The sequence below is a fragment of the Aquibaculum arenosum genome, from assembly GCF_029222965.1.
Lineage (GTDB): Bacteria > Pseudomonadota > Alphaproteobacteria > Kiloniellales > DSM-21159 > Aquibaculum > Aquibaculum arenosum.
The window spans coordinates 75687-100233 of record NZ_JARHUD010000001.1 but is presented as its reverse complement, the minus strand read 5'-3'; the positions used below and the strand labels follow the sequence as shown (position 1 = coordinate 100233).

The following is a 24547-nucleotide window of genomic DNA, read 5'->3' as shown; positions in this document are numbered from 1 at the left end:
GGCCTGCGGCGGAAGGCTGAACCTTAAAGGCCGAGGTAAGCCGCTCGCACCGCCCGGTCGGCGCGCAGTGCCGCCATGCTGCCCTCGAAGCGGAGCTGGCCGCTTTCGATGACGCAGGCGCGGTCCGCCAAGGCGCCGGCGAACTGGAGGTTCTGTTCGCTCAGCAGGACACTCAGCCCTTCATCCTTCAGTGCAGCGATGGTGCGCCCCATCTGCTCGACGATCACGGGGGCGAGGCCTTCCGACGGCTCATCCAGCAGGATCGCCTGGGGATTGCCCATCAGCGTGCGGGCGATGGTGAGCATCTGCTGCTCACCGCCGGACATGCGGCCGCCGGCCCGGTCTCGCATCTCTCCAAGGTTGGGAAAGAGCTCGAAGAGGCGTTGCGGTGTCCACTGCGGGGCCCCGTCACGCGGCGGCTGGCGCCCCACCTCGAGGTTCTCCAGCACAGTGAGCTCGGGAAAGATCCGCCGCTCCTCGGGTACGTAGCCCAGCCCCAGGCGGGCGATGCGATGCGACGGCCAGCCGGTCACCTCCTGCCCGGCGAAATGGACCCGCCCCCTGGTGCCCGCGAGCATGCCCATGATCGCCTTCAACGTGGTCGACTTTCCGGCACCATTGCGCCCGATGAGGGCAACGACCTCTCCGCGGGCCACGGCAAAGGAGAGGCCGAAGAGCACCTGGGCGCGGCCGTAGAAGGCCTCGAGGTTCTCGACCTGCAGCACCGGGCTCATGCGTCCGCCTCCCAGCCCGCACCCGCCGGGGCGCCGCTGCCAAGATAACTGGCCTGCACCTGGGGATCGGCACGCACGGCCTCAGGCTCGCCCTCGGCGATCTTCTGGCCGCGATCCAGCACCATGATGCGATCGGCATGGCCGAAGACCACATCCATGTCATGCTCGGTGAAGAGCACGGCAATGCCGCGCTCGCGCACGATGCTCGCCGTCAACGCCATCAGCGCCTTGCGCTCGGCCGGGGCCATACCGGCCGTGGGTTCATCCATCAGGAGCATCCGCGGCGCGGCCGCCAATGCCAGTGCCAGTTCCACCCGCTTGATGTCGCCATAGGCCAGGATGCCGCAGGCACGCTCCGCCTGGCCGGCCATGCCCACCTGCTCCAGCAGCGCCATCGCCTCATCCCGGTAGAGCGCCGCGGCCGAGGGCAGCAGGGCGCGCAGGCGCCGGTGATGGGCGATCAGCACCATCTGCACATTTTCGCGAACCGACATGGAGGCAAAGGCGGCTGCGATCTGGAAGGTGCGGCCGACCCCAAGGCGCCAGATTCGCCGCGGCGTCAGACCGATCATCTCCTCGCCCGCCAGCCGCACGCTGCCGGCGTCGGGCTGCAGCTGGCCGTTGATGAGATTGAAACAGGTGGACTTGCCCGCACCATTGGGGCCGATCATGGCCAGCAGTTCGCCGGGCTTCAGGTCGAAGTCCACGGCGCGCACCGCCTGCACACCGCCGAAAGCTTTGGACAGGCCGCGAACCTGCAGCAAGGCGGTCATGCCTGCCCCTCCCCGCGGCGACGCAAACCCGCAGTGGCACCGGCCAGACCCTGGGGAAAGAGCACGACCAACAGGATGATGATGCAACCAAGTATGGCGCGCCAGTAATTGGTCAAGCTGAGCAGTTCGGTCTTCAGCAGGGTGAAGGCCGCCGCCCCGGCAATGGGGCCTGTCAGCGCCTGGACGCCGCCGAGCAGCACCATGACCAAAGCGTCCACCGATAAGGGCAACGCCATGGCCTCCGGGGACACCGAACCTTTGAGGTAGGCAAAAAGCCCGCCCGCGACTCCGGCAAAGCAGCCAGCCAGCGTGAATGCCAGCCAGCGGTGCCGGCGCACGTCGATGCCGATGGCATCGGCACGCAGGGGCGAATCCCGTCCGGCGCGCAGGGTGTAGCCGAAGGGCGCGAAGGCGAAGTGCCGCAGCAGCAGCAAGCCTATCACGCAGATCGTCCCTGCGAAGTAGTAGTAGGCTGTTACGCTGCCCACCCAGGCCGGCGGCCAGATTCCGATGATCCCATTATCGCCGCCGGTGAGCTCGATCCATTGGAAGGCGATGGACCAGGCGATCTGCGCGAAAGCCAGCGTGAGCATCGCAAGATAGACGCCACTGAGGCGCACGCAGAACCAGCCGAAGAGCAGCGCGCCGCCCGCCGCCAGCAGCGGCGCGGCCAACAGCGCCAGCTCCATTGGTGCGCCCCAATGGCGAACGGCCAGGCCGACGCCATAGGCGCCCAGGCCGAAGTAAGCGGCATGGCCGAAGGAGATCACGCCGCCCAGACCCATCAGAAACTGCAGTGAGGCGGCAAAGAGCACGAAGATCAGCACCTCGGTCGCCACCGACACCAGATAGGGGCCGGCGATCCAGGGAAGCACAAGCAGCAGCACGAGAACCGCCAGGCCCGCCAGCTGCAAGCTGCGGTCGGCGGGACGCAGCATCGGCTCAGGTGTGCCGCTGTGCTGATAGCCCAGCACCTCCCGGCGGCCGAGCAGCCCCCAGGGGCGCAGGATCAGCACCAGCGCCATCACCAGGAACATGGAGACCAGTTCCATCTGCCAGGCCGCCACCCCACCCAGAGTAACCTGGGCATTGGTGATGAGCAGGACCCGGATGAGCGAGATCAGCAGGGCCGCCAGATAGGCGCCCAGGATCGAACCCATGCCGCCCACCACCACGACCACAAAGACCGAGGCGATGATCTGCAGGTCCATGTGCAGGTGCGCGCTACCCTTGGGAAGCTGCACTGCCCCACCGAGCCCGGCCAGTGCCGCGCCAAGGAAGAAGACCCCGGTAAAGAGCCACTTTCGGTTCACGCCCAGGGCCGAGACCATCTCGCGATCCTGGGTCGCCGCGCGGATCAGGATGCCCCAGCGGGTGCGATTGAACAGCAGCCAGAGGGCGCCGAGGACCACTGGCGCGAAGAGAATGAGAAAGATGTCGTAGGTGGGAACCCGAAGGCCAAAGACTTGCGTCGCTCCGCCCAGTCCCGGGGCACGCGGCCCAAGCAGATCCTGCGCGCCCCAGATCCACAGCGTTGCATCCTGAACCACCAGAACCAGCCCAAAGGTTGCCAGCAGCTGGAAGAGCTCGGGCGCCTGATAGATGCGCCGCAACACCGCCATCTCGAAAAGGGCGCCCACCGCCCCCACCACCAGTGCCGCCAGCAGCAGCCCGCCCCAGAAGCCCAGCGTCCCCCCGCCGAACAACCCGATCAGGCTGACACCAAGATAGGCACCCAGCATGTAGAGGCTGCCGTGGGCGAAATTGACGATACGGGTCACCCCGAAAATGATCGTCAAGCCGCTGGCCACGAGAAAGAGGCCGGAGGCGCTTGCAAGCCCGGTCAGCAGTTGCTGCAGCAGGAATTCCATGGATTAGGTGCCGGCCCTCTCACGCGGCCTGGAAACAGCCAATAGACGATGCCAAGCGGCACGAACTGCCGCGGCGCGCTCACTCGCCGCGGAGCTGCCGCACGGTTTCGTCGTCGGGAAGATAGTCGCTGCCTGCGCCAAAGCGCCAGTCGACCATGCGCGGCTTGCCGTCCTGAACCGTCAGTTGGCCGACGTAGGCGCCCATGTCGCTTTGCTGATCGATTGCGCGATAGGTGATCGGCCCCACAGGCGACTCGATGGTCAAGCCGCGCAGGGCGTCGATCACCGCTTCCACCTCGGTGGTGCCCGCAGCTTCCATGGCATCGGCAATCGAGTGCAGCGCCGCGTAGCCGACAACGGAGCCGAGGCGTGGATAGTCGTCAAAGCGTTCCTGATAGGCTTCCAGAAAGCGGTCATGCTCGGGCGTGTCAATGGCGTACCAGGGGTAGCCGGTGACGATCCAGCCTTCCGGGGCTTCGGCGCCCAAGGGGTCGATCCACTCCGGCTCGCCCGAGAGCACCGAGGCCACGGTGCGGTCCTCGAAGAGGCCGCGCACCTCGCCTTCCCGCACGAAGCGGGCGAGATCGCCGCTGAAAGTCACATTGAAAATCGCATCAGGATCAGCGGCTTCGAGCGCCTGAACCGCAGCTCCAGCATCGATTTGCCCCAGGCCCGGCCACTGCTCGGCGACGAATTCAACGTCCGGCCGGCGCTCCTTCAGCAACTCCTTGAAGGCGGCGACTGCCGCCTGACCATACTCATAGTTTGGGGCGATGGTGACCCAGCGCACCGCGTCTTCGATCTTGGCCGCTTCCTCCGCCAGCATCGCGGCCTGAACGTAGGTGCCGGGGCGCAGGCGGAAGGTGTAGCGATTGCCCAGCGACCAGGCGAGCGTGTCGGTCAGGGGCTCGGCGGCGAGGAACAGCACCTTGCGCTGCTTGGCGAAATCCGACACGGCGACGCCGACGTTGCTGAGGAAGGTGCCGAAGAGAATGTCCACGCCCTCGCGCGCAACCAGCTCATTGGCCACGGTCACCGCATCAGCAGGCGACGCACCATCATCGCGGCTGATGACCTCCAATGGCCGACCGAGCACACCTCCGGCGTCATTGATCTCTTCCAGCGCCAGCGTCCAGCCATCGCGATAGGGCAGCGTGAAGGCGGCAAAGCCGGTGTAGCTGTTGAACTCGCCGATGCGGATCGGGTCCTGGGCCGCCACGGTTCCGGCCGAGCCGGTCAGCAGACCCGCCCCCACGCCAAGCGCCAGCGTCGCCGCCCCCAGGAAACCTTTGAACCACCTGCCGTGCATCATGCCGCTTCCTTCTTCGTTTCCGTCCAGGCAATAGAGCGCAAAAGCGCAAGCGCAGCGTCGCCGTCAAACATAGACCACATAAGGGCAGCGCCTATAAGCGTCCGGCGCGCAACAGATATCCCCGTCCGCGTACGGTCACGATCCGCACGCCCAGCTCACCGTCTTCTTCGAGCTTTCGGCGCAAAGACACAATGATCTGATCCACCGACCGATCCAAGGGCTGCCACTGACGATTCAGCGCTTTTTCGGTCAGAACCTCACGCGTCACCACCGTGGCCTGATGCCTGGCGAGACAGAGGAGCACGTCGAACTCCGCCGTGGTCAGCAGCACCTCGCCTCTCGTGGCGTGCGACAGGCTGCGATCAGCGGGGTTGAGGCGATAGGGTCCGAATTCCAGCGCGCGACCAATCGCGCCGCCTTCTCGCAAGCTGCGGCGCAACACGCAACGCACCCGCGCCGCCAGTTCACGCAGGGAGAAGGGCTTGACCAGATAATCGTCGGCGCCCAGTTCCAGCCCCAGCACGCGATCGTGTTCGTCTCCCTTGCCGGAGACGATGATGACCGCCGGCCCCCCGGTCAGCTGGCATAAGGGGAGCAGTTCGAGGCCATCCCCATCAGGCAGCGTGATATCGAGGATGACCAGATCGTAACTCCTGCCTCCGAGACACTCGCGCGCCCGGGACAGACTGTTTGCGTGATCGACCGCAAAGCCCTCTCGATGCAAGAAGGTGGTGATGGTTTCGGCCAAAAGGTCCTGGTCTTCCACCACCAGCAGGCGCCGCGTAATCTGTTGCGCCCCCTCTGTCGTCAAACTGCCTCTCTCCCAACACTCGGAGCGATAGCTGTTGATGCGCCCCTTATGCATGAACTCCACCGTCGGCGTCCCCCCTCGCCAATACCCCGCGTCGCCTTACTGCGAATAGCGACAGCATGACACCTTACTCCCAAGGCCCACCTTTGGTAAAACATGCTTGGCCTTTGGCAAAAGAAGAATGACCTTTGGCTCAGGCGAAGCACGCCATACCCGCCTCAGCCGTTTCGACCTCAGCCCGCTCGATAGGAGCCACGGATCGTGACTGCAAGACCCACCGTCTTCATCCACACCAATCACAAGCAGATGCTGGGCGCGCTCGTCTCGCAGCAATCGCTCAAGCGCAACTCGCGCAATCCCGATGCCTTCGACGTGCGCATCATCGACACGGCGGACCATCCCTTTCTGGCCGCCAAGGAAGGGCAGGAGTTTCTGCGCGACGGGGGCAAGCGGGTCTGGCACATGGAGGATCTGCAGTCCTTCACACCCCTTCGCTTCCTGCCACCGCAGCTGATGGGCTACGAAGGGCGCGCCGTGGTGATCGACCCGGATATTTTTGCCGTCGGCGACATCTGGGAGCTCCTGGACCGTGACATGGAGGGCAAGGCCATCTTCTGCCGTCCCCGCGCGGGCGCCAAGGGATTGGGCGGCTGTTTGGCCTCCTCAGTCATGCTGCTCGACTGTGCCAAGCTCACCCATTGGCGGGTGGAAGAGGCCTTCGAGGAGCTGTTCCGCTTCGAGCGCGACTACATGGACTGGATCTGCCTCAAGCTCGAGCCGCGCGAAACCCTCGGGCTGTTCGAGGACCATTGGAACGACTTCGACCGCCTGAGTGACCAGACGCGGCTGCTGCACAACACCAAGCGCCAGACCCAACCCTGGAAGACCGGTCTGCCCGTCGACTTTGTGCCGGCCAGCAAGCGCCTGAAGCTGGTCCAGCCGAAATCCTGGCTGCGCTTCATCCGCAGCGACCTTCTGGGCCTGCCGGCAAGCCCGCAACGCTACAAGCCCCATCCCGACCCGCGGCAGGAGGCTTTCTTCTTCGGCCTGCTGCGTGAGTGCTTGGACAACGGCACGGTCACGGAGGACTTCCTGCGAGCCGAAATGGCTGCCAATCACGTCCGCCACGATGCCTTCGAGGTCATGGAGCGCAGCGCCCGCCAGGCGGCGTAAGGCTTTCCTCGGCCTCGCGCCGCGCCCTTCGATCCCACTTCCGGCTCCTCATTGACGCTGCCGCCCCCCGGGGCGGCAGCGTTTGTTTTTGCGGCCGACCCCAAGCTTCATGATTCAAGTGAAACGCGATCTGGTATAGAGATGGAGCAGCCGAGTCTGGAGCACCCGATAGTGTTCGGGGCGCGGCAGGGATCGCACGGCCTTCACTCTGGGGGCAGAAGCGCCCGTATGAGCGCGGGATGCCAGATCGGTTGGAAAACGGAAGCGAGGGGGAACCTTGCCAGGATTTTTGAAAGCCTACGTCCGCTGGGTCGATTCGGCGAATCGCGCCATCGGCTATGCCGCCATGCTGTTGATCTTCGTCATGGTCGGCATCCTGATCTATTCCTCCATCATGAAGACGGTGGACATCCCGCCGCTCTGGACCCTGGAAATGGCGCAGTTCGCACTGATGGCCTATTTCCTGCTGGGCGGGCCCTACGCCATGCAGATGGGCGCGCACGTGCGTATGGATTTGCTTTACAGCACCTGGTCGGATCGCCGCAAAGCGCAGGTCGACTGTTTCACCATCGTTTTCCTGCTGATCTACCTCGGGTTCCTGCTCTACGGGGGCCTCTCCAGCACGATGTACGCGCTGGAGTATGACGAACGCAGCTTCTCCGCCTGGCGGCCCTACATGGCTCCGATCAAGATCATCATGACCTTCGGGGTCTTCCTCATGCTCCTGCAAACACTCTCGGAGCTCATCAAGGACGTGGCCAAGCTGCGCGGCGAGAGCCTTTCATGAGTTACGAACTCATCGCCCTTCTGATGTTCGCCTCGATGATGCTGATGCTGATGACGGGGCAGCGGGTTTTCGCCGCCATCGGTTTTGTCGCCGTCGTCGCCGCCTTCTTCCTTTGGGGCGAGGGCGGCTCGGAGATCGGCTTCTCGTCTGGCATCAAGCTGATGCGCTGGTATCCGCTGATCACCCTGCCGCTCTTCGTCTACATGGGCTACATCTTGTCGGAATCGGGAATCGCCGACGAGCTCTACCAGATGTTCCACGTCTGGTTCGGACCGCTGCGCGGCGGTCTGGCGGTGGGCACGATCCTGCTGATGGTCGCCATTTCCGCGATGAACGGCCTGAGCGTCGCAGGCCTGGCCATCGGCGCCACCATTGCGCTGCCCGAACTGCTGCGCCGGGGCTATGACAAGATCATGGTCACCGGCGTGATCCAGGCCGGCTCGACACTGGGCATTCTGGTGCCTCCCAGCGTGGTGCTGGTGCTCTACGGCATGATCGCGCGCCAGCCGGTGGGCCAGCTCTGGTTGGCCGGTGTCTTCCCTGGCCTGCTCATGGCCTCGCTCTTCATTCTCTACATCGTCATTCGTTGCTGGCTGCAGCCGAACCTGGGTCCTGCCCTGTCACGGGAGGAGCGCCAGATTCCGCTCGGCGAGAAGCTGAAGCTGCTGCGCGCCGGCATCCCGCCGCTGCTGATCTTCTTCTTCATGACCGGGCTCTTTCTGATGGGCGTGACAAGCCTGGTCGAAAGCGCGGCCTTTGGCGCCACGGCGGCCACGGTCATTGCTCTGGCCAAGGGGCGGCTGACCTTCCCGGTGCTCTGGGAGACGCTGCGCAAGACGCTGGGCGTGAGCTGCATGTTCATGTGGATCATCCTGGCGGCCCTGTCCTTCGGCTCGGTCTTCGACGGCCTCGGGGCGGTGCGGGCGATCGAGGACTTCTTTCTGCAGAACCTGGGCCTGGGCCCCTGGGAGGTGCTGATCCTGATGCAGCTCTCCTTCCTGCTGATGGGCACCTTCCTGGACGACACCGCCATGCTGGTGATTGTGGCCCCGCTATACGTGCCGCTGGTCGACGCCTTGGGCTTCAATCTGATTTGGTACGGCGTGCTCTACACCATCACCTGCCAGATCGCCTACATGACGCCGCCCTTCGGCTACAATCTCTTCCTCATGCGGGCCATGGCCCCGCCGGAGGTGAGCCTGGCGGACATCTACCGCTCGATCTGGCCCTTCGTGCTGGTGATGCTGCTGGCCCTGACATTGGTCATGGTCTTCCCGCAGATCGCCCTGTGGCTGCCACAGAATGTCTATGTCGGCAGTTGAGTTTCCCGAACGCTCCTGCCCGGTCGGGCAGAGCGAGCTGCCTGTGTGGGTGCGCCCTCACGCGTACCATCCGCAGCGGCAGCGCAAATGGCGGGTCGAATGGGTCGGCCCCACAACAGGTGAGGCAAAGCAATGAATCAGAGAAGAAACTTCCTGAAACTGGCCGGGGCAGCCGGCACCGCCGGTGTCGCCGCGGCTGCGACGAGCTTCCCGGCGCCTGCCGTCAAGGCGCAGAGCCCGATCCGCTGGCGCCTGCAAACCTATGCCGGCTCGTCCCTGGGCGAGCACGTCATCAAGCCCTCCATCGACGCCTTCAATAAGGCTGCCAATGGAGAGATGGAGATCGAGCTCTTCTATGCCGATCAGCTCGTGCCGCACGGTGAGCTCTTCCGCGCCATGCAGCGGGGCACCATCGACGCGGTGCAGTCGGACGACGATTCGATCGCCGCTCCGGTGGACGTCTCGGTCTTCGCCGGCTACTTCCCCTTCGGCTGCCGCTACAGCCTCGACGTGCCGGTGCTCTTCGACCAGTGGGGCCTGAGGGAGATCTGGCAGGAGGCTTACAGCGAGGTCGAAGGCGTGACCTGGTTGTCATCGGGCTCCTGGGACCCCTGCCACTTCGTCAGCAAGGACCCCATCACCAGCCTGGACGACCTGCGCGGCAAACGTGTCTTCACCTTCCCGACCGCCGGACGCTTCCTCTCGCGCTTTGGGGTGGTGCCGGTGAACGTGCCCTTCGAAGATGCGGAAATGGCGGTGCAAACCGGTGAACTCGACGGCATCGCCTGGTGTGGCATCACCGAGGACTACACGGTCGGCTGGGCCGATGTGAACAGCTATTTCCTGACCAACAACATCTCCGGCGCCTGGATCGGCTCCTACTTCGTCAACTCGGAACGCTGGGAAGAACTGCCGGAGCACCTCCAGCAGCTCTACAGGCTGTGCATCGACAACTCGCACTACTATCGCCAGTACTGGTACTGGGGCGGAGAAGCCAACCTGCGTGTGAATGGCGAGAAACTGGAACTGACCACCATTCCCGACGATCAGTGGGCCACGGTGGAAGCCGAGGCGCGCAACTTCTGGGACGAGATCGCCGAGGAAAGCCCGCGCTGCGCCAAGGTGGTGGAGATCTTGAAAGAGTACAACGAGACCATGGAGAAGGCCGGGCGGCCCTACCGCTACACCTGATCCAGAGCGATTATCTCGCACTCCTTCATGACCCCCTTCCGCAGCCGGGAGGGGGTCATTGGTTTTGCGCAGTGAAACATGCTAACAATTCATCAGACAAATTTGCGGTGCCTCGGATGCCGGATACTGCGTTACCCACTGTGCTCACCACCAGCCGGGCGCCCGGACGCGGCCTGCCGCTTCAGGTGGCCCAGAAGGTCGCTCAGCGCATCCTGACCGGGCATTACCCGCCCGGCACCACGATCCCCATTGAAAGCGCCCTGGCCGAAGAGTTCGCAGTCAGCCGCTCAGTCCTGCGCGAAGCGGTCAAGCTGCTCTCGGCCAAGGGCCTGCTCACCACGCGGCCCAAGCTCGGGACATTGGTGCGCCCGGAATCTGACTGGAGCCACCTGGACCCCGATCTGCTGGTCTGGCGCGCGGAACTGGGGGTGGATGAGCGTTTCGCCCGCCATCTGGCGGAAGTCCGCCGCCTGCTTGAGAGCGAGGCGGCGGTGCTTGCGGCACGGCGCGCCTCTCCAGATGAGAAGGCGAAGATTCTCGCCGCCATGGAGGTCATGGAAGCGGCACAGACACTCGGTGCACAGGTGAGCGCCGATCTCGCGTTCCACCGCTGCGTTCTCGAAGCCGCTGGCAATCCCCTGCTGCTCTCGCTTGGCGGTGCGGTCTGGGGCGCGCTGGCCGTCAGCTTTGCCGTCGGCACCCGCGACGAACGACAATGGCGCGCCACCTTGCCGCGCCACCGCCGGCTGGCCGAAGCCATCGCCGCCGGTGACGAGGGAGCAGCGCGGGCTGCCATGCTGGACATCATTGTCCGGCACATCGGCGAGGTCAGAGCCAATCCCACCGTAGGCTCTGATTAGACCCAAATCAGCTCAGTGGATGGCTCCCCTCCCTCGTGCGACGAGAGGGGAGTAGCCGTCAGCGGGCGAAGGTCTGGTAGTAGTCCGGCACCTCATAATCGAACTCGTCGAGGAAATCGACGCTCTGCAGGTAGCCTTCCGGCCCCCAGTAGATGTCCGCAATGTCGTAGTAGCTGGGCTCCAGGATACGCCGCGCCGGCACCACCTGCGCGGCGTAGGCGATCTGCGAATTGGCGATGCGCCGGAAGGCGTCGTTGGTCTCGTACTCTTCCTGGAAAAGGCGGTGCCAGACCTCAAGACTTTCCTCGAGGATGTCGTCGGGGGTGCGGTGGAACTGCACTCCCTCGTCCTGCATGGCGTCCATGGCCTCCTTGTCGGCCCGCTGCTGCTTCTGCTCCCACCACATCATGGAGCTCTCGGTGACGAGCTCGTAGATGTTCTTGAGGTCGTCCGGGAGCGACTCCCAGACGTCCTTGCTGATCAGGATCTCTGCCGTCGTCACCACCTCGTGGTAGGCGGGTGCGTAGTAGTGCTTCCAGATGTCCTGGAAGCCCAGGGCGTAGTCGATGGAGGGGCCGACAAACTCCGCCGCGTCGATCACGCCGCGCTCGCCGGCCGGCGCAATCTCGCCGCCGGGCAGGGTGACAACGCTCACGCCCATTCCCTCGTACATCTCGCCGGGGATTCCCGGGATGCGCAGGCGCACCCCCCGCAGGTCATCGGCAGAGTTGATCTCTTGGTTGAACCAGCCCAGCGGCTGAGAGCCGGAGGAGAGCAGCGGGCGCCAAACCACGTCCATGCCCAGATCCTCCTGGAAGAAGGTGTTGTTCACCTCCATGCCGCCGCCCTGATAGAGCCAGCCCCAGTAGTCCATCCAGTCCATGCCGAAAGGACCCGCCGGGCCACTCGCCACCATCACGGCCGCGCGATTCTTGCCGACCCAGAAGCCGGACCAGGCATGGGCGCCGTCGATCACCCCGTCGTGGGTGGCATCCAGCACCTCGAAGGCCGGCACGATGGCGCCGGCCGGCAAGGCCTCGATGGTCAGGCGCCCGTTGGTGAAGGTGGTGACACGCTCGGCCCACCAGGCGAAGTGTTCATACTGTGGATCGCCGGAGGGATAGGCAGACTGGAAGGTCAGATCGAAGCTTTCCTGCGCCTGGGCGGCCGGCAGGAAAGCAATGGCTGCCGTAGCAAGTGCCGTGGCCGCGAAAAGTGATTTCAGCGTCATGAGTTTCCTCCCTGTGTGAGGCCGAATCAACGGTTCTGCCCCTTTTGATGTAGAGCGGATCGCGAACGACTGAACTCAAGTTCCGGAGGGGGGGCTTGGTCCCATTGCCCGAGAACTTGCTCCGGGAGCCTAGCACAGCGCCAAAGTCTTGTTCCATAATAACGGGTCACTCGCGCCCACAGCCGGCACGCAAGGGAGATACCACGAGGGCAAAAGCAGTCTAGCGGCTCTGATGCCTTTCCTCAGCACGGTTGGATCAGGCCGCGTTGTTCCAAATCTGACAACAGGCGCCGGGTGTCGGCGACGATGGTGGGCGGCGCAGCGTCCTCAAAGACCTCCACCAACACGGCCGTCACCTCTTCCAGACTGTGCGGTTCGGCAAGCAGGTTCCAGACGCCGGCGCCCAACAGGTTCAACTCGCAAAGGTCGCCGCTGTCCGGCTCCGTGAGGAAGAGGTGCTCTCCCACCGCCCTGCCCCGCACGCCGGGTTTCTGTTGGAAGCGTCGGCTGCGCTCAGAGCTGGGGGCAAGCGGTTCGATCGGCTGCTCCACTGCTCTGAGTTCGATCGGCGAAGCGGCCAGGCGGGCCGCTTGTTCAGAGAACGCCTGGCCGTCTTGCAAGAGCGCAACAGCCTGCTCGAGATCGCTGTAATGCAAGGTCAGGCAGGGGCGGGCTGCGAGAAGATCATGCAAGTCTTCCAGCAGGCGCGAGCCGCAGCCTTGTATGGTCAGACTCTGGCCCAGCAGCAGGCGGAGCGCATGTGCCGGTTCCGCTGGCTCCAGGCGCGCTTGCAGGACCCCCGGATCGCGCTCGAGCAGAACCACAGCTCCCAGAGGTGCCACGGTGCCAAAGTGCGCCTGTCGGTCGGGCGGCAGATCGAGGTAGGCATAGTAGGCGTCCTTCGGTCCCGCATGCTCTTCGATGAAGGCCGTGAAGGCGGGGTCCAGGCCCGGCGGCAAGGGCCGACGAAGTCGAGGCGGCACGCCGAAAGCCATGCCTTTGCCATTGTATAGGTCGAGGGCGAGCAGATCGTCAGTGAAAGCCTGCCGGCCGGCCGCTGCCAGGCGCGCCGTCAGCGTGGATTTGCCGGCACGACTGGCAGCGGGAAAGACCAGAAGCCGGCCGTCGACCTTGACCGCGGCGCAGTGCAGGCACAAACGCCCCGGCTCGGAGCGCACATAGGCCTCCACCAGATCCACCACCAGGCTGCAGAGCGCGCTCACCGGCGTCGGCTCAACGTAACCGTCATTGCGCCAGGAAACCGAGATCGCGTAGCCCCCACGACAGCGGTCGACGGAGATCATTGGCTCCGATGCTGCTCCCGCCGCAGCTACAGGCCAGCGTGGCCAGCCGCGAAGCACGCCCTCCAGTTCGTATAGCACGGGGCCGGCCCCTTCGAAGGCAACCGGCCCCGCCAGGCCCTCGAAGGCGATCAGCTTGTCACTCACAGCTTACCGTCGAGGCCGATCCAGAGCTGCCAATCGGTGAGATCGCGGGAACGACGACGGCGTTCGGCACGGCGTGGCCGGCGCGGCGGTCCCTTGCCGGGATGATGGCCGAAGACCGGGTGCCGGCGACCGCGCCCGCGTGAGCCATGGCTGCCACGACGGTGGCGGCTGCCCCAACTGCCCCGGCTTCCCCAGCTTCCGCGAGACGCACTCGCCTCGTTGAGGTCCAGCAGTACCGGGCTGGCATAGGCCAGGCCGGCGGCTGCGGCGCCCAGGCCCAGGCGTTGCAGGAGTTGGCGGCGTGTTTGTTGCGTGGATTTCGGCGCGTCGTTCTTGTCGGACATGCTAGGGCTCCCTTGACTGCTGTCTCACTCGATCGAGCCGTGGCTCTCAGTGAGTTTACGCAGACCGGGAGCTACGCATCCCTCTTCGCGCCGTGTTCGAAATGGGTCTTCCTATGACGGAAAAGGGGCGCGCAGCAGTGTGTGCCACGCGCCCCTTTTTTTCAGGCTGGCTGAAACAGGCCTCAGGCCTGGATCGTTTTGCAGTCCTGCTCGCCCAGGCCTTCGACGCCCAGGCGCACGCGCTGACCGGCGCGCAGGTAGACAGCCTCGGGCTTGATGCCCATGCCCACGCCCGGCGGGGTGCCGGTGGTGATCAGGTCACCCGGCTGCAGGCTCATGAACTGCGACAGGTAGGCCACGATTTCCTTCACCGGGAAGATCATGGTCTTGGTCGTGCCGTCCTGATAGCGGTGGCCGTCCACCTCGAGCCAGAGTCCGAGGTTCTGCGGGTCCGCCACCTCGTCCTTGGTCACCAGCCAGGGCCCAACCGGACCGAAGGTGTCATGGCTCTTACCCTTGACCCACTGGCCGCCACGCTCGGCCTGGAAGGCGCGCTCCGAGACGTCGTTCACGACGCAATAGCCGGCCACATAGTCCAGCGCTTCGTCTTCGCTGACGTACTTGGCTTCCTTGCCGATCACGAAACCCAGCTCGACCTCCCAGTCGGTCTTCTCCGAGTTGCGCGGGATCTCGATGTCGTCGTTGGGGCCGACGATGCAGCTGGTGGCCTTGCTGAACACCACAGGTTCGGTCGGCACCGGCAGGTTGGATTCCGCGGCATGGTCGGCATAGTTCAGGCCGATGCAGATGAACTTACCGACATTGCCGACACAGGGGCCCAGGCGCGTGCCGGCCGGAACCTCCGGCAGGGAACTCGCATTGACGCCGGCGAGCTTCGCCAGACCTTCCGCGGTCACCGCAGAGCCGTCGATATCGTCCACGACGCCCGAGAGGTCGCGGATCTTGCCAGACGCATCGAGCAGGCCCGGCTTCTCACGCCCCTTCTCACCCCAGCGCAAAAGCTTCATGATTTTCTCCTTACAGAAGGTGCAACGGTCAATTTGGGTTAGCGATCAGTAGGTGGCGCGGCCGCCGCTGACGTCGAAGACGGCGCCGGTGGTGAAGGAGTTCTCGGCCGAGACCAGCCAGGTCACCATGGCGGCGACCTCGTCCACCTTCAGGAAGCGTCCGCGCGGAATCTTGGAGAGCATGTAGTTGATATGCTCTTCGGTCATCTGGTCAAAGATCGCGGTTTTCGCCACGGCCGGTGTGATGCAGTTGACCGCAATATCCTGGCCCGCCAGTTCCTTGCCAAGCGACTTGGTGAGCGCGATCACGCCGGCCTTGGCCGCGCTGTAAGCGGCGGCGTTGGGGTTGCCCTCCTTGCCGGCAATCGACGCCACGTTGACGATGCGGCCGTAGCCCTGCTGCACCATGAAGGGGGCCACGTACTTGCAGCCGTGGAACACGCCGTCCAGGTCAATCGAGACCACCCGACGCCACTCCTCGATGGGGTAGTCTATTACGCTGGTGTTCGGCCCGCTGATCCCGGCGTTGTTTACCAGGATGTCGATGCCGCCCAGGCTCTCGGCCGTCTCGGCAGCGGCCTTTTCCACCGCGGCGGCGTCGGTGACGTCGACTGCCTTGCCGATGGCCTGATCGCCGGCGCCCAATTCACCCAGTGTGCGCTCCAGCAGTGGCCCGTCCTGGTCCCAGATCGCGACCTTGGCGCCGGACTCGAGCAGGCGCTTGACGATTGCCAGGCCGATACCCTGGGCACCTCCGGTGACGACCGCGCGCTTGCCCGCCAGATCGTAGCGATTAGCCATTCCTTCTTCTCCTCAAGACAGATTGCTTCGAACCGCCGCGGCGGTCATTCCGTTCACGCAGTTGCGCAGTTCGCCCCGCTCCAGAAAAGCCATCAGGGTTTCCACCGCCTTGGAGCGGGCATCCTGACGGCTCTCATCGGACAGCCAAGCCGTATGCGGACTTAGCAGCAGTCGCCCGCGCAACCAAGCCGGCTGTTCGACCCAGGTCTTGTACCAGGGTGTTTCGGGATCGATGGGCTCCTGCGGGAAAACGTCGAGGCCGGCGGCCGCGAGGCGACCATCGTGCAAGGCCTCCAGAACCGCTTCCGGATCGGTCAGGCCACCGCGTGCGGTGTTGACCAGCACGGCACCGGGCTTGATCTTCTTGAGGGCGTCAGCGCCCAGGATATTGCGGGTGTTCGCGGTCAAGGGCGCGTGCAGGCTGAGCACATCCGCCTGGGCCAGAAGTTCGTCCAGGCTCTCCACCCGTTCGATGCCCAACGCCCGCTCCACGCCGCGGGAAACGTAAGGGTCATAGCAGACGACGCGGAAGCCGAAGGCCTTGGCGCGCAGCGCCGCCGCGGTGCCGATCCGCCCGATGCCGAGCACCGCAAAGGTCTGTCCGGTCAGGCGCCGCTGCCCCATGGAGGCGGCGCTGTTGAAGGCGCCCTTGGGATCGGCCAACAGTTCCGTGTGATAGCGCAGCAGGCCGCGGCTGAGCACCAGCGCCATGGCGAGAGCATGGTCGGCCACCTCCATGGTGCCATAATCCGGCGTATTGCTCACCGCGATGCCGGCGGCAGCGGTGCTGTCCAGATCGATGTGGTCATAGCCCACCCCTGCGCGCACGATGATGCGGCAGCGCTGCAGGCGGGCCACCAGCGCTGGATCGAAGCGCAGCACATGCCAGGTGACGATGCCGTCGCAGCTGTCGAGCACCTCGGCGGGCAGCTGATCCATGGTCTTGGCGCGGCAGATCGTCCAGTCGTAGTCGTCCCCGGAGAGGCGGCGTTCGATGACGCCGTCGTCGTCGAACTTGGCGTCGGGCACCAGAATGCGAAAACGCGCCACCCTCTTCTCCTTCGGGACTGTGTTTGTGCGATCAGGCATGCGTAAAGGCCCCTCGAAAGCGGCCCGGGAACGCGCTATTGTCTGACAAAAGCCTGAAGGCCGTCAACGACAGCCGGCCACAGCCCTCAACGGAGAGTCCCATGAGCGAGCCCCACCTGACCCTGCGCCTCAAGGAAAGCGACGATGTTGCCGTCGCTCGGGCGGATATCCTGCCGGACACGCCGCTGCCCAGCGAGCGAGTGACCACCCGCGAGCGCATCCCCCGGGGACACAAGGTTGCGCTACGCGGGATTGCGGCCAACGAGCCCGTGCGCAAGTACGGCCAGATCATCGGCGTGGCCCGTCAGGCCATCGAGCCCGGCGAGCATGTGCATGTGCACAACATGGCCATGGCCGACTTCGAGCGCGACTATGCCTACTGTGCCGACGCCACCCCGACCGCTTTCGTTCCGGAGGCCGAGCGGGCCACCTTTGAGGGCTATCGCCGCGCCAATGGCGGGGCCGGCACGCGCAACTACCTGGGTGTGCTCACCTCGGTGAACTGCTCCGCCACCGTGGCCAAGGCCATCGCCGCGCGCTTCACGCCCGAGCTACTGGCCGCCTATCCCAATGTCGACGGCGTGGTCGCCCTGACTCACGGGACGGGCTGCGGCATGGCCGACAGCGGTGAGGGCTTCGCCAACCTGCAGCGTGTGCTCTGGGGCTACGCCGGCCACCCCAACTTCGCCGGCATCCTGCTGGTGGGTCTGGGCTGTGAGGTCAACCAGATCCCCTTCCTGCTGGATGCCTACAACCTGCAGCCCGGCCCGCTGTTCCAGACCATGACGATCCAGGAGATCGGCGGTACCCGGCGGACCATCGAAGCCGGGGTCGAGCGCCTGAAGGGCATGCTGCCCCAGGCCAACGAGGCGAAACGGACCACCATCCCTGCCTCCGAACTGGCGGTGGCGCTACAGTGCGGCGGCTCCGACGCCTACTCCGGCATCACGGCCAACCCTGCTCTTGGTGCTGCGGTGGACCTGCTGGTGCGCCACGGCGGCACCGGTGTGCTGGGAGAAACGCCGGAGATCTACGGCGCCGAACATCTTCTCACCCGCCGGGCCGAGAACCGGGAGGTGGGCGAGAGCCTGATCGAGCGCATCCGCTGGTGGGAGGAGTACACTGAGCGCAACGGCGCACAGCTCAACAACAACCCCTCCCCCGGCAACAAGGCCGGCGGCCTCACCACCATTCTGGAGAAGTCGCTGGGCGCCGCGGCCAAGGGCGGCACCACAAACCTGGTCGACGTGCTGCGCTATGCCGAGCGGCTGCGCAAGCGGGGCTTCGTCTTCATGGACACGCCGGGCTACGACCCGGCCTCGGTGACCGGCCAGATCGCCGGCGGCTGCCAGCTCGTCTGCTTCACCACCGGCCGTGGCTCGGTCTCCGGCTTCAAGCCGGCGCCCACACTCAAGCTCGCCACCAACACACCCATGTACCGCTCCATGGATGAGGATATGGACCTGAACTGCGGCGAGATCGCCGACGGCGACTGTTCCGTGCAGGAGATGGGCGAGCGCCTCTTCCGCCTCTTCCTCGACACCGCCTCGGGTAAGCGGAGCAAGAGCGAGGAGTTCGATTTCGGGGACAACGAGTTCGTCCCCTGGCAGATCGGCGCAACCGTTTAGCGCCGGCGCTGCCTGGAATAGAGGACGACCGGGCCCCGCAGCTCCCCGCTGCGGGGCCCGAACTTTAAGCCGGTACTAGTGGCTTACCCGAGCCAGCCGCCGTCGATCACCATGGCCTGGCCGGTGGTGAAGGAGGCTTCCTCGCTGGCGAGGTAGACCGCCAGCGCTGCGATCTCCTCCGCCTTGCCCAGCCGACCCATGGGCTGGCGCGCCACGAAGGCCGCCCGCACCTCATCCGGATCGCCGCCCTGGCTGGCAATGCGCTCATCCAAGGAGGGTGACTGCACCGTCCCCGGGCAGATGGCGTTGCAGCGGATGCCCTGGCCGACGAAATCCGCCGCCACCGCCTTGGTCAGGCCGATCACCGCCGCCTTGCTGGCGCCATAGGCGAAGCGGTTGGGCACGCCGCGCAGGCTGGAGGCCACGGAGGCCACATTGACGATGCTGCCGTGGCCCTGGTCCAGCATGGCGGGCAGGAAGGCGCGGATCATGCGGTACATGGCCGCCACATTGAGGTCGAAGGAAAAGGCCCAGTCCTCCTCCTCGCAGTCGAGGATGGTGCCGTGATGCACGAAGCCGGCGCAGTTCATCAACACGTCCAGCGCGCCCAGTCGTTCCGCCATGGCCTTGATCGCCTGCGAGTCGCGCACATCCAGCAGCGCCGTTTCGATGCCCGGCGCCTCGCCCGGCAGGCTCGCCAGCTTGTCCGCGTTGATATCGGTCGCGATCACCCGCGCCCCTTCGGCAGCGAAGGCCAGCGCGGTCGCCCGCCCGATGCCCTGCGCCGCCGCTGTCACCAGGCACACCTTGCCGGCCAGCCGCTCACTCATGCTCGCTTCTCCTTCTGTGCGAATCGCTTCCTTCCTGTCTAACCACATCACCCGGGTCGGAAAAGCATCCACTCGCACCGGATGCCGGAGGCGAGGAAGCTGAACAGCGCAAACAGGGGAGGCATCCATGGCACGCTGCTTGACCATCGGCGCGGCGCAACTCGGACCCATCGCGCGCGATGAAAGCCGTCCTCAGGTGGTGGAACGCCTCATCGCCCTGCTGCATCAGGCCAAGGCCCAGGGCTGCGAACTGGTGGTCTTCCCCGAGCTGGCGCTGACCACCTTCTTTCCGCGCTGGTACGTCGAGGATCAGGGCGACGTGGATGCCTGGTTCGAACGCGAGATGCCGGGGCCGCAGACCCGGCGCCTCTTCGACACTGCCGCGAAGCTCGGCCTGGGCTTTTCCATTGGTTACGCGGAACTGGTGGAAGAAAAGGGACGCACGCGGCGCTTTAACACGGCGATCCTGGTCGATCCCCAAGGGAATATCGTCGGCAAGTACCGCAAGATTCACCTGCCCGGCCACGATCAGCACGAGCCCTGGCGCCAGTTCCAGCATCTGGAAAAGCGCTACCTCGAGACTGGCAACCTGGGATTCCGAACCTTCGATGTTTTCGGCGGGCGGCTGGGCATGTGCATCTGCAACGACCGCCGCTGGCCGGAGACCTATCGCGTCATGGGGCTGCAGGGCGTGGAGATGGTGCTGCTGGGCTACAACACGCCGGTTCACAACCCGCCGGCGCCGGAGCATGACGCCCTGGGCCTGCATCACAACCGCCTGGTCATGCAGGCCGGCGCCTATCAGAACGCCACCTGGGTGGTGGGTGTGGCCAAGTGCGGCAACGAGGAGGGCGTGCCGATGATCGCCGGGACCCAGATCATCGCCCCCTCAGGGGAAACGTTGGCCCAGGCGGCGACCGAAGGCGACGAACTGATCACCTACCGCTGCGATCTGGACCTCGGCCGCTCCTACCGCAGCAGCGTCTTCGACTTCGCCCGCCACCGCGAACCGCAGCATTACAGCCTCATCACCGCCACCAAGGGACCGATAGAGCCGGAGGAAGCGCAGCGGCTCGACGAGCGACTTGGCTCGGGACTCACCCCTAGCGGCGGGGCATGAGCACCGTGTAATCCAGGTCGAGGACCAGCGCGGGATCCGGGCGGCCTGCCTCGTCCTTGTCGGGGAAGCCCTCGGCCCGGCGGTTCTTCACGGCGAGCGTGCGCAACCGCAGGGCGCCGAGATCGCTGCGGCCCGGCAGAGTCCATTTCTCCAGTACTTCCGACCAGGCAAAGAGCGTGTCGCCGGCAAAGGTCGGGGCGACGTGGCGCCCGCCATTGATCGCAGCAATGCGGATCGCGTTGGCCAGGCCGTTGAAGGAGAGCGCACGCGCCATCGAAATGATGTGACCGCCGTAGACCAGGCGCTTGCCGAAGCGCCCCTCGGAGGCCAGGAGCTGGTCGAAGTGGACCTTGGCAGTGTTCTGGTAGAGCCGGGTTGCCATCTGGTGCTCGGCCTCTTCCAGGGTCATGCCGTCGCTGTGGTCGATGCGCTCCCCCAGCGCATAGTCCTCCCAGAGGTGGGGGCTGCCCGACAGTTCCACGTCCCAGTTACGCCCGTGCAGGCCCCTGGGCACCACCAGATCCTCCGCCGCCACCAACGGGGCGAGCTCGGGCACCATCGTCTCCGGCGCCGGGTTCTCGGGATCCCGCTTGCGCACCAGCACCCAACGCTTGAAGTTCAGCACCGGCTCCCCGTCCTGGCGGCGGCCCAGCGTCTCGACATAGACGATACCGCTGTCGCCGCGCGAGGTCTGCTTGAGGCCGATCACCCGGCTTTCGGCCGAGAGCGTATCGCCGGGGTAGACCGGCGCCAGGAAACGGCAATCGGCATAGCCGAGGTTGGCAACCGCGTTCAGCGAGATCTGCGGCACCGACTTGCCGAAAACCAGATGGAAGACCAGCAGATCGTCCAGCGGCGCGGCTTTCAGGCCATGGGCACGCGCGGCCTCGGCCGAGGACTCCAATAGGAAGCGCCCGCCGGTCAGCGCCAGGTAGAGCGCTGCATCGCCCTCGGTCACGCTGCGCGGCGTCGGGTGGCGCAGCAGTTGGCCCAGGAGGAAGTCCTCGAAGAAGTTGCCGCTGTCAGTCTTGGCCATGGCCTCAGTCCGCGTCGGCCTCCAGTTCGGCGATGGCTTCCGCCAGGGCGACGCTGCGCTTTGCGGACTCCACATGCAGGTTCTCGACCAGTTTGCCGTCGAGCACCACCACGCCCTTGCCCTCGGCGACGGCGGCGGCATGGGCCTCGATGATGCGGTGCGCCTGGGCCACCTCTTCGGCGGAGGGCGCGAAGACCTCGTTGGTCTTGGCCAGCGTCTTGGGGTGGATCAGGGTCTTGCCGTCGAAGCCGAGCTGCTTGCCCTGCAGGCAGTGCGCGGCGAAGCCTTCCGCATCGTCGAGATCGAGGTGCACCCCGTCGACGATCGCAAGGCCATGGGCGCGCGCCGCCAGAACGCAGAGCGAGAGCGAAGTGAGCACCGGCAGGCGCTCCGGCGTGTGGGCGGCGTTCAGGTCCTTTACCAGGTCGGAGGTGCCCATGACGAGACAGGTCAGCCGCTTCGATGCCCCCGCAATCTCGTCGGCGCGCAGGATACCGAGCGGCGTTTCCATCATGCACATGATGCCCAGGGTCTCGGGCGCGCCGGCCCGCACCATCAGGGCCTCGGCCTCCTGCACCATGGCGGCGGACTCCACCTTGGGCAGCAGCAGCGCGTTGGCCCCGGCCGCGGCCAGCGCCGCGATGTCGTCGCGCCCCCACTCACTGTCCAGGCCATTGGTCCGCACCACGATCTCGCGCCGCCCGTAGCCGCCGGCGCGCAGTGCCTCGACGATGTTCGCGCGTGCCTGGGCCTTCGTATCCGGCGCCACCGCGTCCTCCAGATCGAGGATCAGCGCATCGGCCGGCAGGCTGCGTCCCTTGTCCAGCGCGCGCGTGTTGCTGCCGGGCATATAGAGCATGGAGCGGCGCGGACGGGCATTCTTGAGCATTGAATTCCTCCCTTGTTCGAAGGCGGCAGGCTGACGGCCGGAATTGGCACCTACTCCCCAGGCAAAAATGGCTATTGTCTGGGACCGCTGCGCCCGGCAGCTTGGGCTACCCCGTAACTGATCCGAAGCGAATGCCATGAACGTGCTGTCCGTGCAATCCCATGTGGCCTACGGCTATGTCGGCAACCGCGCCGCCGTCTTTCCGCTGCAGCGGCTGGGTTTCGAGGTCTGGGCGGTGAACACCGTCCAGTTCTCCAACCACACGGGCTACGGCTCCTGGACAGGCGAGGTCTTCTCGGCCGAGCATGTGCGCAAGGTGATCGATGGCATTTTCCAGCGCGTGGAACCTGCAGCCTGCGATGCCGTGCTCTCCGGCTATCTCGGCGACGCGGACCTGGGCGAAGGCATTCTCGAGACCGTGTCAAAGGTCCGCGCGGCACGTGGCGATGCGATCTATGCCTGCGACCCCGTGATGGGGGACGTTGGCCGCGGCATCTTCGTGCGTCCCGGCATTCCCGAGTTCATGCGTGAGCGCGCCCTGCCCGCGGCGGACATCGTCATTCCCAATCAGTTCGAACTCGAGCTGCTCACCGGCCACAAGGTTTCCACCCTGGAGACGGCACTTTCAGCCGCACGAGCCGTGCAGGCGCGGGGGCCGAAGATCGTTGTCATCACCTCGCTGCGCCATGAACGCACGCCAGACGATACGATCCAGATGCTTGCCGTCTCACCGGAGGGCGCCTGGCTGGTCTCCACGCCCTTCCTGCCGCTGGAGCCGCCACCCAACGGAGCCGGCGATGCCGTGACGGCCCTCTTCCTGGCCCACTATCTGAAAAGCAATCGCTCCGTACCCGAAGCACTCTCCGGCATGGCTGCGGCGATCTACGAGGTGATCGCCACCACCAACGCGGCGGGCACGCGGGAGCTGCAGTTCATCGCGGCCCAGGAAGGTCTGGTCAGGCCCAGGCGCAGCTTCACAGCCGAGCCCGTGACCTGACCCCTGACCGTTCCCCCTACTCCGCCGGCTGTGGCTGAACCTTCCCGGCAAGGGCGGCATCTTCCGCCGCCAAGGCCTCGGCCTTGGGCACCGAGAGCCAGACCGCGAGCAAGAAGCCACAGGCGCCGCCCAGGAGCTTGCCCACCAGCAGCGGCAGGATGATCGTCGGCTGGAAATTGGCCGCAAAGGCGAGGTGGTCGCCGAAGGCAAAGGCCGCGCAGACGGCAAAGGCAATGGCCAGCACCTTGTCGCGCGGCTGCATGCGCTCGATCAGGCGGTACATGGCAATGATGTTGGCAATCGCCGCCAGCAGCCCCGCCGCGCCCTCCGGCGAAACACCGATGCGTGAGCCGATGGCCTCCATCGGGCGGGCCAAATACTTGGTCAGCAGGTAGACCATCGGAAAGGCGCCGGCCAGCATGATGCCGATGTAGCCCGCGATCTCCAGGGCCCGGAACTGGTCCTCCTCGTCGGCGATGATCGGGTCGAAGCCCCAGCCGCCGAACAGGGTGGAGAAGAGGCCGGTGAAGTACTCCACGATGGAGAAGGCCAGCACCAACGTGATGCCCGCATACATGATGCGCCCGAACCAGAGAAAGCCGGCGATCATGGCATCCGGCGCAAAGCGCAGGCCCAGGGCGATGGCGACACAGAAGACGATGAGCGGCAGCAGATTGCGCAGGATGTCGCCGATGGTCAGCATCATCTCATAGCTCGCCGCGCCGCTGGCCGAGATGTCCGGGCGCACGTTCAAGCCGACCAGCGCGATCAGCACGCAGGTGATGAAGACACCCACCGGCACGCTGAGAATGCCGGACATGATGCCCAGCGCCATGTACTTGTGATCCGACTTGGCCAGCATCGCCAGGCCGACGGGAATGGAGAAGATGATGGTCGCGCCGGCCATGTAGCCGACCACGGCCGCCATGATCCAGGCATCCCGGCTGCCGGCCAGCGCATCGGCCAACTGATAGCCACCCATGTCCACGGCGATCAGGGTGGTGGCAGCGATCGCCGGATCGGCGCCGATGGCCGCGAAGATGGGCCCGGCGACGATGCGGATGAACTCCGAGAGATAGGGAATGGAGGCCATGATGCCGGCCACCGGGATGAAGATCGGCCCGATGGAATGCAGGCCCTCAATGAACTCCTTGCCCAGCCCGCTTTCCGAATCCCGGATTGAGGCGATCGCCCCGGCGACGGCGCAGGCCATGATGATGTAGATGACGAAGGTACCGATCTGTTCCATGATGCTTCCCCTCTGGCCTCCCT

23 protein-coding genes are annotated in these 24547 nt (G+C 65.4%); 8 read left to right on the top strand and 15 right to left on the bottom strand.

What is annotated here, in order from left to right; all coding sequences use genetic code 11:
* Positions 1-23 precede the first annotated feature (23 nt).
* The 5 genes from P2G67_RS00420 to P2G67_RS00400 form a co-directional block, all read right to left on the bottom strand.
* Entirely contained in the window at positions 24-734 is a 711-nt protein-coding gene (locus P2G67_RS00420) for an ABC transporter ATP-binding protein (protein ID WP_275818940.1), read from the bottom strand.
* Complete coding sequence (locus P2G67_RS00415) at positions 731-1507, bottom strand: ABC transporter ATP-binding protein (RefSeq protein WP_275818938.1); 777 nt, start codon at positions 1505-1507, stop codon at positions 731-733. Before P2G67_RS00415 ends, P2G67_RS00420 begins: the two co-directional genes overlap by 4 nt.
* Positions 1504-3378 (bottom strand): ABC transporter permease, encoded by a 1875-nt coding sequence (locus P2G67_RS00410; RefSeq protein WP_275818936.1) that lies wholly within the window; start codon positions 3376-3378, stop codon positions 1504-1506. Before P2G67_RS00410 ends, P2G67_RS00415 begins: the two co-directional genes overlap by 4 nt.
* A 79-nt stretch (positions 3379-3457) precedes the next feature.
* Positions 3458-4690: an ABC transporter substrate-binding protein gene (locus P2G67_RS00405; RefSeq protein ID WP_275818934.1), complete on the bottom strand. Its 1233-nt coding sequence runs from the start codon at positions 4688-4690 to the stop codon at positions 3458-3460.
* A gap of 91 nt (positions 4691-4781) precedes the next feature.
* A complete protein-coding gene (locus P2G67_RS00400) occupies positions 4782-5555 on the bottom strand; it encodes a response regulator transcription factor (RefSeq protein ID WP_275818932.1) in 774 nt (257 codons plus the stop codon).
* Positions 5556-5762: 207 nt separating this feature from the next.
* Between P2G67_RS00400 and P2G67_RS00395 the strand changes: the two genes are divergently transcribed.
* The 5 genes from P2G67_RS00395 (at position 5763) to P2G67_RS00375 (ending at position 10834) form a co-directional block, all read left to right on the top strand.
* Complete coding sequence (locus P2G67_RS00395; protein WP_275818930.1) at positions 5763-6674, top strand: glycosyltransferase family protein; 912 nt, start codon at positions 5763-5765, stop codon at positions 6672-6674.
* A gap of 277 nt (positions 6675-6951) precedes the next feature.
* Complete coding sequence (locus P2G67_RS00390; RefSeq protein WP_275818928.1) at positions 6952-7461, top strand: TRAP transporter small permease subunit; 510 nt, start codon at positions 6952-6954, stop codon at positions 7459-7461.
* Positions 7458-8783 carry a TRAP transporter large permease gene (locus tag P2G67_RS00385; protein ID WP_275818926.1) on the top strand — a complete coding sequence of 442 codons (1326 nt, stop codon included), beginning with the start codon at positions 7458-7460 and terminating at the stop codon, positions 8781-8783. Before P2G67_RS00390 ends, P2G67_RS00385 begins: the two co-directional genes overlap by 4 nt.
* A gap of 132 nt (positions 8784-8915) precedes the next feature.
* A complete protein-coding gene (locus P2G67_RS00380) occupies positions 8916-9974 on the top strand; it encodes a TRAP transporter substrate-binding protein (protein WP_275818924.1) in 1059 nt (352 codons plus the stop codon).
* Positions 9975-10090: 116 nt separating this feature from the next.
* A complete protein-coding gene (locus tag P2G67_RS00375) occupies positions 10091-10834 on the top strand; it encodes a FadR/GntR family transcriptional regulator (RefSeq protein WP_275818922.1) in 744 nt (247 codons plus the stop codon).
* A 58-nt stretch (positions 10835-10892) separates the two neighbouring features.
* Here P2G67_RS00375 and P2G67_RS00370 read toward each other — a convergent pair whose 3' ends face one another.
* The 6 genes from P2G67_RS00370 to P2G67_RS00345 all read right to left on the bottom strand — a co-directional run bounded on the left by P2G67_RS00370 (position 10893) and on the right by P2G67_RS00345 (position 16736).
* On the bottom strand, positions 10893-12065 hold the full coding sequence (locus tag P2G67_RS00370) for a TRAP transporter substrate-binding protein (RefSeq protein WP_275818920.1): 1173 nt from the start codon (positions 12063-12065) through the stop codon (positions 10893-10895).
* Positions 12066-12307: 242 nt separating this feature from the next.
* Complete coding sequence (locus P2G67_RS00365) at positions 12308-13513, bottom strand: PqqD family protein (protein ID WP_275818918.1); 1206 nt, start codon at positions 13511-13513, stop codon at positions 12308-12310.
* The gene (locus P2G67_RS00360; RefSeq protein ID WP_275818916.1) at positions 13510-13857 is read right to left on the bottom strand and encodes a twin-arginine translocation signal domain-containing protein; all 348 of its coding nucleotides are present in this window, start codon (positions 13855-13857) and stop codon (positions 13510-13512) included. The genes P2G67_RS00365 and P2G67_RS00360 overlap by 4 nt, the downstream gene beginning before the upstream one ends.
* Positions 13858-14039: 182 nt before the next feature.
* Complete coding sequence (locus tag P2G67_RS00355) at positions 14040-14885, bottom strand: fumarylacetoacetate hydrolase family protein (RefSeq protein WP_275818914.1); 846 nt, start codon at positions 14883-14885, stop codon at positions 14040-14042.
* Between the two features lie 45 nt (positions 14886-14930).
* Positions 14931-15686 carry an SDR family NAD(P)-dependent oxidoreductase gene (locus tag P2G67_RS00350; protein ID WP_275818912.1) on the bottom strand — a complete coding sequence of 252 codons (756 nt, stop codon included), beginning with the start codon at positions 15684-15686 and terminating at the stop codon, positions 14931-14933.
* 12 nt (positions 15687-15698) lie between these two features.
* Entirely contained in the window at positions 15699-16736 is a 1038-nt protein-coding gene (locus tag P2G67_RS00345; protein ID WP_275818910.1) for a C-terminal binding protein, read from the bottom strand.
* A gap of 140 nt (positions 16737-16876) precedes the next feature.
* Here P2G67_RS00345 and P2G67_RS00340 point away from each other — a divergent pair, with 140 nt between their 5' ends.
* Positions 16877-18403, top strand: a complete 1527-nt coding sequence (locus P2G67_RS00340) for a UxaA family hydrolase (RefSeq protein ID WP_275818908.1) — start codon at positions 16877-16879, stop codon at positions 18401-18403.
* An 83-nt stretch (positions 18404-18486) separates the two neighbouring features.
* Here P2G67_RS00340 and P2G67_RS00335 read toward each other — a convergent pair whose 3' ends face one another.
* Complete coding sequence (locus P2G67_RS00335) at positions 18487-19233, bottom strand: SDR family oxidoreductase (RefSeq protein WP_275818906.1); 747 nt, start codon at positions 19231-19233, stop codon at positions 18487-18489.
* 127 nt (positions 19234-19360) lie between these two features.
* Between P2G67_RS00335 and P2G67_RS00330 the strand changes: the two genes are divergently transcribed.
* Positions 19361-20353, top strand: a complete 993-nt coding sequence (locus P2G67_RS00330) for an N-carbamoyl-D-amino-acid hydrolase (protein WP_275818903.1) — start codon at positions 19361-19363, stop codon at positions 20351-20353.
* On the opposite strand, the gene P2G67_RS00325 is transcribed toward P2G67_RS00330, so the two are convergent.
* Both P2G67_RS00325 and P2G67_RS00320 read right to left on the bottom strand, forming a co-directional pair.
* The gene (locus P2G67_RS00325; protein ID WP_275818901.1) at positions 20337-21389 is read right to left on the bottom strand and encodes a MaoC family dehydratase; all 1053 of its coding nucleotides are present in this window, start codon (positions 21387-21389) and stop codon (positions 20337-20339) included. The genes P2G67_RS00330 and P2G67_RS00325 overlap by 17 nt on opposite strands.
* Positions 21390-21393: 4 nt before the next feature.
* Positions 21394-22278 (bottom strand): HpcH/HpaI aldolase/citrate lyase family protein, encoded by an 885-nt coding sequence (locus P2G67_RS00320; RefSeq protein WP_275818899.1) that lies wholly within the window; start codon positions 22276-22278, stop codon positions 21394-21396.
* Between the two features lie 136 nt (positions 22279-22414).
* Between P2G67_RS00320 and pdxY the strand changes: the two genes are divergently transcribed.
* Entirely contained in the window at positions 22415-23275 is an 861-nt protein-coding gene (gene pdxY / locus P2G67_RS00315; RefSeq protein WP_275818897.1) for a pyridoxal kinase PdxY, read from the top strand.
* Positions 23276-23291: 16 nt separating this feature from the next.
* On the opposite strand, the gene eutH is transcribed toward pdxY, so the two are convergent.
* Entirely contained in the window at positions 23292-24524 is a 1233-nt protein-coding gene (eutH, locus tag P2G67_RS00310) for an ethanolamine utilization protein EutH (protein WP_275818895.1), read from the bottom strand.
* Positions 24525-24547: the final 23 nt, after the last annotated feature.

Coding starts and splice junctions, on each gene's coding strand:
- P2G67_RS00330 (WP_275818903.1), top strand. CDS start 19,361: ATGGCACGCTGCTTGACCATCGGCGCGGCGCAACTCGGACCCATCGCG.
- P2G67_RS00370 (WP_275818920.1), bottom strand. CDS start 12,065: ATGACGCTGAAATCACTTTTCGCGGCCACGGCACTTGCTACGGCAGCC.
- P2G67_RS00405 (WP_275818934.1), bottom strand. CDS start 4,690: ATGATGCACGGCAGGTGGTTCAAAGGTTTCCTGGGGGCGGCGACGCTG.
- P2G67_RS00320 (WP_275818899.1), bottom strand. CDS start 22,278: ATGCTCAAGAATGCCCGTCCGCGCCGCTCCATGCTCTATATGCCCGGC.
- P2G67_RS00415 (WP_275818938.1), bottom strand. CDS start 1,507: ATGACCGCCTTGCTGCAGGTTCGCGGCCTGTCCAAAGCTTTCGGCGGT.
- P2G67_RS00335 (WP_275818906.1), bottom strand. CDS start 19,233: ATGAGTGAGCGGCTGGCCGGCAAGGTGTGCCTGGTGACAGCGGCGGCG.
- P2G67_RS00420 (WP_275818940.1), bottom strand. CDS start 734: ATGAGCCCGGTGCTGCAGGTCGAGAACCTCGAGGCCTTCTACGGCCGC.
- P2G67_RS00375 (WP_275818922.1), top strand. CDS start 10,091: ATGCCGGATACTGCGTTACCCACTGTGCTCACCACCAGCCGGGCGCCC.
- eutH (WP_275818895.1), bottom strand. CDS start 24,524: ATGGAACAGATCGGTACCTTCGTCATCTACATCATCATGGCCTGCGCC.
- P2G67_RS00355 (WP_275818914.1), bottom strand. CDS start 14,885: ATGAAGCTTTTGCGCTGGGGTGAGAAGGGGCGTGAGAAGCCGGGCCTG.
- P2G67_RS00340 (WP_275818908.1), top strand. CDS start 16,877: ATGAGCGAGCCCCACCTGACCCTGCGCCTCAAGGAAAGCGACGATGTT.
- P2G67_RS00350 (WP_275818912.1), bottom strand. CDS start 15,686: ATGGCTAATCGCTACGATCTGGCGGGCAAGCGCGCGGTCGTCACCGGA.
- P2G67_RS00380 (WP_275818924.1), top strand. CDS start 8,916: ATGAATCAGAGAAGAAACTTCCTGAAACTGGCCGGGGCAGCCGGCACC.
- P2G67_RS00400 (WP_275818932.1), bottom strand. CDS start 5,555: ATGCATAAGGGGCGCATCAACAGCTATCGCTCCGAGTGTTGGGAGAGA.
- P2G67_RS00360 (WP_275818916.1), bottom strand. CDS start 13,857: ATGTCCGACAAGAACGACGCGCCGAAATCCACGCAACAAACACGCCGC.
- pdxY (WP_275818897.1), top strand. CDS start 22,415: ATGAACGTGCTGTCCGTGCAATCCCATGTGGCCTACGGCTATGTCGGC.
- P2G67_RS00325 (WP_275818901.1), bottom strand. CDS start 21,389: ATGGCCAAGACTGACAGCGGCAACTTCTTCGAGGACTTCCTCCTGGGC.
- P2G67_RS00385 (WP_275818926.1), top strand. CDS start 7,458: ATGAGTTACGAACTCATCGCCCTTCTGATGTTCGCCTCGATGATGCTG.
- P2G67_RS00410 (WP_275818936.1), bottom strand. CDS start 3,378: ATGGAATTCCTGCTGCAGCAACTGCTGACCGGGCTTGCAAGCGCCTCC.